Genomic DNA, 10,382 nt, shown 5'->3' with positions numbered 1-10,382 from the left:
TTTCACCACCTCACCCACCAGCCGGGCTTCTCCTCCTCTTCCGTCTCAAAGCGCTGGGTTCTCTTGATGGCGAAGATGAATATCGCACCGCTGAGCGCCGCACCTATGGCCGCTTCTGTCATCGCCACGTCCGGTGCCTGGAGCATGAAGAACAGCAGTGAGGCAAAGAGACTCACCGCCGCCATTCCAACCGCCGCCGCCAGGAGGTCCCTCCACTCAACGGCGAGCACAGCGGAGATTATCATGATGCCGACTATGATGTATTCAATGCATGTTATGCAGTTCATTCCTCACCACCCTCCTCGGGGGTTTCTTTGGGGGCCTCTACTTCTTCCTTCTTCCCCGCCTCCAGGTGCTCGCGGTACTTATCAACGACGCTGCCCTCCCAGAGGGGGATTCCGCTCTTGTAGGCGGCTCTTATGAGGGCGTGGGCACTTATCGGGTTGGTGAGCAGGAGGAATGTCGCTATGACCAGGCTCTTGGTGAGCCAGGCGGCGCTTCCGAAGTCCGTTCCGAGGGCCCAGATGCCAACTCCTGCCATGACTCCGAGGCTTCCGAGCGTCGCGCTCTTGGTGGAGGTCTGCATTCTGTTGTAAACGTCAGGCATTCTGATGAGACCCAGGGCTGAGAGGAAGTAGAAAAACGTTCCTATCAACACGAGGGCCTCTCCTATCGCAGTCAAAGCGTTCATAGGCCTCCCTCCATGTACCTCGCGAAGGCTATGACTCCACCGAAGGCCAGTATGGCATAAACCAGCGCGACGTCGAGGAATATCATTCTCTTGTAGTAGAGGGCGAAGAGCACCATCAGGCCGGCTGTTATGGTGGTCATGATATCCACTGCCACGAGCCTATCGACGGTCGTCGGCCCTCTGAAGACCCGGTACATGCTGAGGAGCGTCGCTATTGCTATAAGCACGAGGTAAACGTTTATCCCTATCATCCGAAGATCACCTTCAGGAACTTTTCGAAGGGAACCGTTATGTTCTCGGAAGCGACCTTCACGTGCTCTTCCTCGTTCTCAGTCATAGCTTCCTCTGGAACCCATATCCAGTGAATAAAGTACTCGTCGCCATCGACGTCGAGGGTTATGGTTCCTGGCGTTAGGGTTATCGAGTTGGCCAGGGAGAGCTTTCCAACGTCGCTGTTGAGGACGGTTCTGCACTTCACTATTCCTGGCCTTATGGGCCTCTTGGGGTGGAGGACCCTGTAGGCAACGTCAAGGTTGGCCTTAATCATCGCCCACAGGAAGTAGGGTATGTAGGCGAGCATGTAGGCTATCCTCTTGGGGTGGAGGTTCGCCAGACCGCTCGTGGTGAATATCTCGTAGGTGAATGCTGCGACTATGAGCGACAGCAGCAGACCAAATCCCAATTCCTGCGGGTCCAGACTGGCCGTTATGGCCAGCCATATCAAGAACAGCACGATTACCGTGTACAGGTACCTGCTTATTTTGCTTGCCTCTCCCATATCATCAACCTCCAGCGGTTGGTGGACATGTCCGAACAGAGTTAAGCGAAGCTAATCTTGGGTTTTTAACAATGACTTATAAACCTTACCTGCGAAGAACAAAGGTTTAAAACTTTTGGTTAAAATGGGGGCATCAGATTTGTTCTTTAATGCCAGTAAGGGTTCTTCAGGGAGCACTGCCCTGTTAAAGCTGGCACTTCCCAAATTTGTTCAGTTTCTTTCAGGGGACCAAGGCGGTTTTAGTATCGAACCTCAGAAGAACCTTGGCGAACTAATAAATGGTGTGAAGAAGGGCTCAGTAGATGGAGATTCTCTTGACACCCTCGAGCTTGGAGAGCTCGTTGATGAGGTCGCCCGGAATGGGCTTCTCTGTGATTATCGTGAGGGTCGCCTCGGGATAGAGCTCCGGATCCTCCGCGACGACCTGGACGATGTTGATGTCGCGCTCGGCTATCTTGAGGGCTATTTTGGCTAGTATTCCTATCGCCCTTGGCTCAGGTTCGATCTCGATGACACCGTAGCCCACGTGCCTGCCGACGTACTTCATGTGGACCGTCGGCTCGAGGTTGGTGTATATCTCCTTCAGCTCGGGTATTTTGAGTATCATACCGACGGTCTCTTTCACAACCCTTCTGTCCACGTCGAGGGCCTTGGCGATCTTGGTGTAGGGCACCTCTATGTCACCGGCCTTGATCTTGAGATCATCTGAGACCTTGAGTCCGTACTTGAGAAGCGTCTTGGCGATCTGCTTCCTTACCGGGTATTCGTCAAAGTAATGCTCGATTTTCCCCCACATTAACCTCACCCACACTAGTCCATCGCTAGACTGTTTAATTCAATAATATTAAAATGTTTCCATGCCCGCATGATGGCAACAGGCCTGCCTTTAAAAATCTTTGGGCAGTGGGGAACCGGAAGACCCATCAATGGCGGGATTTTTTATCCATCGGCGGGTTTTTAAGCCCCCTATGAGAACCCCGAAACATGATTGAGGTTCACCTCCCCCACGTCACCTTCGAGGATCTCGGCGAGAGCGTGAGGTTGATATGGCGCGAGACCCTGTACGCGGACTTTGATAAGGACGAGCTCGCGAGGGTGATACGGAGAAAGTACAGGGTCAGGCCTGAAATCTCCGTGAGAAACGGCCTTCTCGTCATCGACACTGACTACCCCGGAATCGAGAAGTTCGTGGCGATATACATTCAGAACAACCTGGGGGCGCTGTTAAGGAACAGGTACACCGACAGAAAGGTACTGTACATTCACGAGGGAATGGAAATCCCCCTCTTAGGCTACAACGCCTTCGGTTTAATAGACAGGGGGACGAACCTCATACAGATTCGCGGTGTCAGCGGGTGTAATTTAAGCTGCATCTTCTGCTCCGTCGATGAAGGGCCCTATTCTAGGACAAGGAAGCTCGACTACGTCGTGGACGTGGACTACCTGATGAAGTGGTTCGATGACGTGGCGAGGATAAAGGGTAAGGGTTTGGAGGCCCACATCGACGGCCAGGGGGAGCCTCTGATATATCCCTTTAGGGTCGAACTTGTTCAGGCCCTTCGCGAGCACCCAAACGTCTCCGTTATCTCGATGCAGAGCAACGGAACTCTTCTCAACGACAGGCTTGTCGAGGAGCTCGCCGAGGCCGGTCTCGACAGGGTGAACCTATCTCTTCACTCCCTCGACCCCGACAAGGCTAAGATGCTGATGGGCAGGAAGGACTACGACCTCGAGCACGTCCTCGAGATGGCGGAGGCTTTGGTGAACGCTGGGATAGACGTCCTCATCGCTCCGGTCATAATCTTCGGGATAAACGACGACGAGGCCGAGGCCTTCATTGAGTTTGCACGGAAAATCGGCGCCGGGAAGCGCTGGCCGGCCCTCGGCTTCCAGAACTACATTCCCTACAAGTTCGGCAGGAACCCAACGATAGCGAAGCTCGTCCCCTTCAAGGAGTTCTACGCCTGGCTCAGGAAACTCGAAGAGAAGACCGGTATGAGACCTCTCGTCCTGAGGCCGAAGCACTTCGGCATGGAGAAGAGAGAGTTCATTCCGCTCGCCTTCCGGCCCGGGGAGATAGTCAGGGCGGAGGTGGTTCTCCCTGGCAGGATAAAGGGGGAGATGCTGGCCAAAGCCCGGAACCGTCTAATAGAGGTCATCAACACCGATGCGGAAGTGGGGGACAGGATCAGGGTGAGGATAGTCAGGACGAGGCACGGCATTTACATCGGAACACCCGTTTAGCGCTTTTTCGCTCACAAGTCCAAAAATTATTTAAGTGCCTCCACCAATTTCTACCCTGGTGAGTGGTTATGAAGAAGGCGCTCTTGATAGTCGTTCTTCTCGCGGTTCTCGCGGCCCCAACGCTTATTATGGCCTCCCAGGACAGCGTATTTACTGAGTACTCGGGGGGAGGGGTGTCTACAGGTGGTCCCACTTTAACCGACGACAACTCAGTCCACGTCCCCCTTGACCCGAACGAGCTTTACATAGTGGTCGTGGCGAGGGAACCGCTGAAGTCCAAACTTGAGGTCGCCATTCCTCCTGTGGCCCGGAGGTACGGACTTGACCCGGGGGTCGTTGCCACGGGAATGGATAGCCTTCCCGCGGTTCAATTCAAGGGCAGACTGCTCGTCGTCTACGTTCTCTCGGAGGACGAGAAGAGCGGACTTCTCTCCCGGACCTGCAAGCTGAACGTCGTTGCGTACTACTCCTCTGTGGGAGACGTCCAGAGCTTCCTGGCCGCCTACGCGGCCATCAAGACAAGCGACCCCGAGGCCTTCGCGGAGGAGCTCGATGCTAGGGCAATGGCATACCTTGGAACCAACAGACTTTCAGGGGACGTTGGGATAGCGTGGTGGAGGGGAATGAAGGCTGAGAGGGGCCGCTTGGTCGGAGGCGATCCCTGCGAGGGCGCGGTTGAGGCCATAGCGGAGGGCGTCGGAGAGCTTCTTCAGACGTCAGGGGTGTTGTGAATGAGGAAGCTCCACCTCGCGGCCGCGGTTCTCTTGGTACTCCTTCTTGCCTTCTACTTCGGCCCCTTCGTTTTCGGAAGCTCGAAAACGGACTCCAAGGTCGTGGTGATGCCGGACCAGGTGAACGTCTCCGCGGGTTCCGGCTTTTGCGTTTACCCCGACTCTACCCTCGGAAACCTCGTTGCCTCTGAACTCAGGTCCAGGGGGTACAGGGTCCTTCTCCTATCGGCCCCCGTTGAGTGCGACGGTCAATTCTTAGCCGTCTGGGTTGAGTGGATCAACATCACCTACTTCCCGGTCTCCTCACGGGGGCACATCAGGGTTGGCGCGTTTTACTCCAGCTCGGGCGACCCGGGCGACTACCTCAGCCATTTAAACTCAACTGGTGGAATGGGGGTTCTATCAGCCTTTAATGAAAGCGAGACGCCCGAGGGCCAGGCCTACCTTCTGGTGGACGTCTCTGACGAGTCCCGTGGCCTCATCGGTTTCGCAGGCTACAACAGGCACCTGCTGGAGATTTCCTCGGAGGCCCTGGTTGATCACGTTGAGAGAATACTGGAGGGTGGACGATCGTGAACCGGTCCGGAAAAGTCCTCCTGCTCCTCATGCTGATAGCATATTCGACCGCGGGCTATCTCCTCCTCACGGCCAACGTCTCGTGGAAATCCTCCGGTGAGTTCAGCCACCTCGAGAACGTGACGACAGGGGAGCGTGTGGTGGTTGATTTCCCCCTGGAGGTGGAACTTGCCTCCGACGTTTACCCGGAGTTTGGTCTTCGGGGGGATTTTGAAAGCGCCCTCAAATCCTCCATCAGGGAGGCCTTCGAGGAGAGGAACATCAGCGTGGAGTTTGCCCACGTCAGGCCGGTAATAATAATGCCCGGCGAGAGTCCGCCGGATTGGATAGACGAGCCAGTGGTGGTGCTGTTCATACCCTTCCAGGGACACGAGGATAGGTTCTACTACGAGACCTGCTACGCCAGCGTTCTGCTCTACGCGAGCTCCAGCGGCGACGTTGGGAGCTATCTCTCCGTTGAGGAAATGTACAGGGGGAACACGGACAACCTGGAGGACTTTGCCCGTGAGCTGTTCCAGACGGCCGAGGCGAGGGGGGACGCCAGCGGTAGGCCCTACTCCACGCTGGTTGTTTACTGGAACACCCTCGAGGTCAGGAACGGAAAGCTCAGCGGCGAGGACTGCTGGGAACTCCTTTCCCGTGAGGTGGTGAGGGAGCTGGAAGCCTGGGCGGAGACCCTGAACTAGATGAACTTCGAGCTCTTCACCTTCAGCTTTCCTTCCTCGTACAGCCCCATCAGGATTTCGGCTATCCTCTCTCCCGCCTTCCCGTCTCCGAATGGGTTCGGCGCGCTCGCCATTCTCCTGTAGAACTCCTCGTCGTCCATGAGTTTCCTCAAATAACCTATCGCCCTTTCCTTTTCGAGACCGACCAGGACGTTGCCGCCGGCCTCAATCGTTTCCGGCCTTTCCGTGTTGTAGCGGAGGGTTAAGCAGGGCACGTTGAGGATTATCGCCTCCTCCTGTATTCCACCGGAGTCCGTCATTATCGCAAAGGCGTTCCTCTCCAGCCTGAGGAAGTCGAGGTAGCCGAGGGGTTTGGTCACGATCAGGTTCCCTATCGAGCTTACCCTCTCCCACAGGCCGAACTCCTTCAGCCTGTTCCTCGTGCGGGGGTGCATGGGGTAGATTCCGATCATCGGCAGGCTCTCGAGGATTTCCACCAGCTTGGCCAGGTTCTCTCTGCTGTCGGTGTTCTCGGCCCTGTGGGCCGTTATTAGAACGTACTCCCCTGGCCTCAGGCCGAACCTTTCCAGGACGTCGCTCTTCCTCTCGGCCAGCTCAGCGTTCTGAAGAACCGCATCAACGACGGTGTTGCCGACGACGTAGACGTTCTCCGTTATGCCCTCGCGTTCAAGGTTTTTCTTAGCCTCTTCGGTCGGCGCGAAGAGGACCTCACTCGCGTGATCCGCTAAAACCCTGTTTATCTCCTCCGGCATCGTCCTGTCGAAGCTCCTCAGGCCCGCTTCAACGTGAGCCACAGGTATCTTCAGCTTGACGCTTGCCAGGGCTCCAGCTAAAACCGTGTTGGTGTCGCCCTGGACAATGGTTACATCTGGCCTCTCGTCCATCAGGACCCGCTCGATCTTTATCATCGCCGTCCCGGTCTGCTCCGCCTGTGTGCCTGAGCCTACCTCCAGGTGGTGGTCTATCTCGGGAAGCCCGAGCTCCTCAAGGAAGACCCTGCTCATCTCGTAGTCGTAGTGCTGGCCCGTGTGCACGAGGAGCGGTTTAACGCCCCTCTCCTCAAACGCCCTTATGACGGGGGCGAGCTTTATTATCTCCGGCCGCGTTCCGAAGACGAAGGCGGGCCTCAATACTCCCCCCTCCCGATGCCCTTGAATAGGAAGCCCCTCGGCGGGTTTTCAACTACGTGCCTGCCGTCTATCAGAATCCTTGTCCTCATGAGCTCTCCGAGTTTCTCCCAGTCGAGGGACTTGAAGGCCGTGTGGTCTGTAGCTATGACGGCCGCGTCGGCCTCCCTAAGAGCGTCTTCAACGCTCCCCGCGCTCCCCCCTACGAAGGGGTCGTAGGTTCTCACCTCCGCGACGTCACCCTCGATGGCCTCTATGAATGCCAGGGCGGGGGAATTCCTCGTGTCGTCGCTGTCGCCCTTGTAGGCCAGGCCGAGAACCGCCACTACAGCGTCCTCCGGCGGAACGTTGAGTTCCCTGAGGGCCGAGAAGAGCAAATCCTTGGTGAAGAGGGGCATCGAGTCGTTTATCTCCCTTGCAAGCCTTATCAGCCCGAAGTCCTCCCTAGCCGGCCAGAGGAGAAGGTGGGGGTCCTTCGGGAGACAGTGCCCACCGACGCCTATGCCGGGCGAGTGTATCCTGACCCGCGGGTGGGTGTTGGCCAGCTCTATCGCCTCAAAGACGTCTATCCCGTACTGGTGCGCGAGGAAGGCGAACTCGTTCGCTAGGGCTATGTTCACGTCGCGGAAGGTGTTCTCCATTAGCTTGACGACTTCACTGACGGTGGAGCTGGTCTTGAAGGTCTGCCCCCGGACGAAGGAGCGGTAGAGCTTCTCCGCCATCTCCGCGCTCTCGGGCGTTATCCCGCCGAAGATGCGAGAGTTGTAGACGAGCTCCTTGAATATCCTCCCCGGCATCACCCTCTCCGGGGCGTGAACCATGTAGAAGTCCTCTCCAGCTTTGAAGCCCGTCAGCTCCTCTATGAGCCCCGCCATCTTAACGGTGGTGAGCGGTGGAACGGTGCTCTCTATGACGACTAGGGAGTTCCTTTTCATGGCCCCTGCAACGGTTCTAACGGCGCTCTCAAGGTAGCTCAGGTCCGGTGTTTTGTCGTCCTTCAGGGGCGTCTGGACGCATATTATGTAGGCGTCCTTTCCCTCTATATCCCTTGGGTTGGAAGTCGCCTTAAGGTTCCCGCTCTCGACGGCCCTCCTGAGGAGCTCGTCAATCTCGGGCTCAACGATGTGTGCTTTCCCCGAGTTTATCCTCTCAACAACATCTTCTCTGATTTCATAGCCGGTAACCTTGAACCCGGCGTTGGCGAACATTATGGCAGTTGGAAGGCCTATGTATCCCAGGCCGATGACCGCGATCTCTGCCGTTCCCGTCTCGATCTTCTCCAGCATTCTCTTCACCCAGCGGTTCTAGGCTTGGTGGAATAAAAGCCTTTTCCAGAAAACGGTTTCCGGCCCGGTTTCTTTGCATATGGGCCGTTATCATAAACTCCGCAGGATAATGATGCCCCGATTGGAATTTTATCATTCCTGAGCTTTGTTTTCATAGACAGAAAGCGTTCTAAACGTTCTTTCCGGTGGGGACACCATGTTAAAGTGTTGAAAAGAAGGCTTTACAACCGTTTTTGGGAAAGCCTTATATTGAACAGGGCTGTCCAGTAGTATGGTGGGTGGAATGAAGGTATGGATAGACATCACGAACGCTCCTCACGTTCACTTCTTCAAGGGTGTAATCAGGGAGCTTGAAAAGGCCGGGCATGAGGTCCTTCTGACCACCCGCGAGTTCGACGGCCTTACGGGAATACTCGATATGTATGGCTTTGATTACTACGTGGTTGGTAAGCACGGTGGGGCAACCCTTGAGGGAAAGCTCCTGGCAAGCTCCGAGAGAATGTATCGGCTCAGCAAGCTCATAATCGAGGAGAAGCCTGATCTCGCGCTTTACAAGCACTCCGCAGAGGCCCCGCGCGTTGCCTTTGGCCTCCAGATACCGTCGATAGGCTTCGTAGACAACGAAACGGCCATCGGTCAGAACAAGCTCATTCTCCCCTACACCCGGCTTCTCCTGTTTCCAAAGGCCATAGACGCCTACGAACTCTTCCGTAGCGGAGCGGACCCTAACGGAATGAGGCCCGTGAACGGCTTTTCCGAGCTGGCCCACCTCTACGGCTTCAGGCCGGAGGCTCGGGTTCTGAGGGAGCTTGGTCTCAGAAAGAACTCTTACATAGTGATGCGAACCGAGCCGATCAAGGCCAACTACTTCAACGGGCCCGAAAAGAGTGTCCTCGAGGACGTCATTCCCCTACTTTCAGAGATTCCAATAGTCCTGTTCCCGAGAACCAAGGAGCAGAGGGAGCGCTTTGAGCGCTTTGACAACGTCATAATGCCGGAGAAGCCTGTGGACAGCCTGAGCCTCCTCTACTACGCCCGGCTGATGATCGGCGCCGGCGGAACGATGAACCGGGAGGCGATAGCCCTCGGAACCCCCACGATCTCAACATATCCTGGCAGGCTGCTCGCGGTGACCAGGTGGCTGATCGAGAAAGGTGTCAAGTTCCACTCCACGGATCCTGTGAAGGTTGCCAGAATGGCAGAGCGCATGATGGAAATGAACGGGAGCTACCGCGCCTACATAAGAAGCGTCGTGAGCGGCTTCGAGAACCCGATGGACGTCATACTGAGCGAGATAGAAGCGTACGAGGAGTCTGGAGCGTTCAGGACGCTAAAAATTGAAGAAGCGTCAGAGGCCGGCGACCTTGGGGGTTACGTAGGCCTCAATGAAGGCCGCAACGAGGAGGAGTAGAACTGACAGGACGAAGAGCTTGAGCCCCTTAACGGCTCCCCTTTTGAACCTTTCCTCCCCGCTTCCTTCCCCCCCAATTATCTCCCGGTACCACACTATACCGGCCACACCCGCCAGGGCTATCGCGGGTATCTCTATCACACCGTGTGGGATAAGACCCAGGATTATCTGTCCCATCGGCACCTCGCTCATTCTGTGAACTGCCAGAACAACTAGGCCCACCATCAGGCCGTTGAAGGCCATTATGAACCATGGACCGAGGCCGAAGAACAGGCCCGAGAGGAAGGTCATGAGGGCCACTGTCGCGTTGTTGGTGAATATCTTAACGAAGTTCTCGAAGCTGGAGTCCGAGATGGGTCCTATCTGCTCGATTATCCTCTTGACGGCATCTACCGCGGTTCCCGGGCTGGCGGTTCCGATTCCATAGCCTGCAAATGACGCCAGCAGAAAGACCAGGAGAAGGTAGCCGAGGGTCTTTTTGGGGACCTCCACTCCGAGCACGGGAATCACTCCTTCAGCGCGTTTTTGAGGGCTATCTTGAAATCCTCCACGTTCACGTAGGGCATCTCTATGTCGAGCCTCATGGCGAAGAACTCGTCCATAAGGTGCTCCAGCTCTTCAACGCGGCGGCCTTCCAGTCTCTGCTCGAGCTCTTGAATAGCTTCCTCCGGGTGCATGAAGAAGTCCCCGGTTATCTTGACGTGCTCCGCTATTCCGTCCTTCTCATCGAACTCTATCCTTATGAGGCCCTTCTTTGCCTTGTGCTCACCCACGCGGTGCTTCATTCTACCCACCTCCAGAGTAAATTCGCGGGAGAACTTTTTAAAGGTTGGGTTCAAGTGAGTGCGGTGG

14 protein-coding genes are annotated in these 10,382 nt (G+C 56.0%); 5 read left to right on the top strand and 9 right to left on the bottom strand.

The window, feature by feature from the left end; all coding sequences use genetic code 11:
* Nucleotides 1-2: 2 nt before the first annotated feature.
* The 5 genes from CL1_RS00975 to CL1_RS00955 form a co-directional block, all read right to left on the bottom strand.
* Nucleotides 3-287: a DUF4040 domain-containing protein gene (locus tag CL1_RS00975; protein ID WP_014788046.1), complete on the bottom strand. Its 285-nt coding sequence runs from the start codon at nucleotides 285-287 to the stop codon at nucleotides 3-5.
* Nucleotides 284-691, bottom strand: a complete 408-nt coding sequence (gene mnhG, locus CL1_RS00970) for a monovalent cation/H(+) antiporter subunit G (RefSeq protein WP_014788045.1) — start codon at nucleotides 689-691, stop codon at nucleotides 284-286. The genes CL1_RS00975 and mnhG overlap by 4 nt, the downstream gene beginning before the upstream one ends.
* On the bottom strand, nucleotides 688-942 hold the full coding sequence (locus tag CL1_RS00965; RefSeq protein WP_014788044.1) for a monovalent cation/H+ antiporter complex subunit F: 255 nt from the start codon (nucleotides 940-942) through the stop codon (nucleotides 688-690). The genes mnhG and CL1_RS00965 overlap by 4 nt, the downstream gene beginning before the upstream one ends.
* Nucleotides 939-1,469 (bottom strand): Na+/H+ antiporter subunit E, encoded by a 531-nt coding sequence (locus CL1_RS00960; protein ID WP_014788043.1) that lies wholly within the window; start codon nucleotides 1,467-1,469, stop codon nucleotides 939-941. Before CL1_RS00960 ends, CL1_RS00965 begins: the two co-directional genes overlap by 4 nt.
* 295 nt (nucleotides 1,470-1,764) lie before the next feature.
* Nucleotides 1,765-2,265 (bottom strand): hypothetical protein, encoded by a 501-nt coding sequence (locus CL1_RS00955; RefSeq protein WP_014788042.1) that lies wholly within the window; start codon nucleotides 2,263-2,265, stop codon nucleotides 1,765-1,767.
* A 188-nt stretch (nucleotides 2,266-2,453) separates the two neighbouring features.
* On the opposite strand from CL1_RS00955, the gene CL1_RS00950 reads away from it, so the two are divergent.
* From CL1_RS00950 to CL1_RS00935, 4 genes are all read left to right on the top strand, one after another.
* Nucleotides 2,454-3,713 carry a radical SAM protein gene (locus CL1_RS00950; RefSeq protein WP_014788041.1) on the top strand — a complete coding sequence of 420 codons (1,260 nt, stop codon included), beginning with the start codon at nucleotides 2,454-2,456 and terminating at the stop codon, nucleotides 3,711-3,713.
* Between the two features lie 62 nt (nucleotides 3,714-3,775).
* On the top strand, nucleotides 3,776-4,444 hold the full coding sequence (locus tag CL1_RS00945; protein ID WP_148267257.1) for a hypothetical protein: 669 nt from the start codon (nucleotides 3,776-3,778) through the stop codon (nucleotides 4,442-4,444).
* Nucleotides 4,445-5,020, top strand: coding sequence for a hypothetical protein (locus CL1_RS00940; protein ID WP_014788039.1), 576 nt, complete (start codon nucleotides 4,445-4,447; stop codon nucleotides 5,018-5,020).
* Nucleotides 5,017-5,706, top strand: a complete 690-nt coding sequence (locus tag CL1_RS00935) for a hypothetical protein (RefSeq protein WP_048151674.1) — start codon at nucleotides 5,017-5,019, stop codon at nucleotides 5,704-5,706. Before CL1_RS00940 ends, CL1_RS00935 begins: the two co-directional genes overlap by 4 nt.
* Here the strand turns inward: CL1_RS00935 and wecB are convergent.
* Together wecB and CL1_RS00925 are read right to left on the bottom strand one after the other, a co-directional pair.
* Nucleotides 5,703-6,836, bottom strand: a complete 1,134-nt coding sequence (wecB, locus tag CL1_RS00930) for a non-hydrolyzing UDP-N-acetylglucosamine 2-epimerase (protein ID WP_014788037.1) — start codon at nucleotides 6,834-6,836, stop codon at nucleotides 5,703-5,705. The genes CL1_RS00935 and wecB overlap by 4 nt on opposite strands.
* Nucleotides 6,833-8,119: a UDP-N-acetyl-D-mannosamine dehydrogenase gene (locus tag CL1_RS00925; protein WP_014788036.1), complete on the bottom strand. Its 1,287-nt coding sequence runs from the start codon at nucleotides 8,117-8,119 to the stop codon at nucleotides 6,833-6,835. The genes wecB and CL1_RS00925 overlap by 4 nt, the downstream gene beginning before the upstream one ends.
* Before the next feature lie 283 nt (nucleotides 8,120-8,402).
* Here CL1_RS00925 and CL1_RS00920 point away from each other — a divergent pair, with 283 nt between their 5' ends.
* A complete protein-coding gene (locus tag CL1_RS00920; RefSeq protein WP_014788035.1) occupies nucleotides 8,403-9,530 on the top strand; it encodes a DUF354 domain-containing protein in 1,128 nt (375 codons plus the stop codon).
* Here CL1_RS00920 and CL1_RS00915 read toward each other — a convergent pair.
* Nucleotides 9,468-10,031: a stage II sporulation protein M gene (locus CL1_RS00915; RefSeq protein WP_014788034.1), complete on the bottom strand. Its 564-nt coding sequence runs from the start codon at nucleotides 10,029-10,031 to the stop codon at nucleotides 9,468-9,470. The genes CL1_RS00920 and CL1_RS00915 overlap by 63 nt on opposite strands.
* Before the next feature lie 5 nt (nucleotides 10,032-10,036).
* Nucleotides 10,037-10,315, bottom strand: a complete 279-nt coding sequence (locus CL1_RS00910) for a lipoate protein ligase C-terminal domain-containing protein (RefSeq protein ID WP_048151670.1) — start codon at nucleotides 10,313-10,315, stop codon at nucleotides 10,037-10,039.
* Nucleotides 10,316-10,382: the final 67 nt, after the last annotated feature.

Source organism: Thermococcus cleftensis (genome assembly GCF_000265525.1).
Classification (GTDB): domain Archaea; phylum Methanobacteriota_B; class Thermococci; order Thermococcales; family Thermococcaceae; genus Thermococcus; species Thermococcus cleftensis.
Note: the sequence above shows the minus strand (reverse complement) of the source record. Positions and strands in the feature narration are given on the sequence as shown.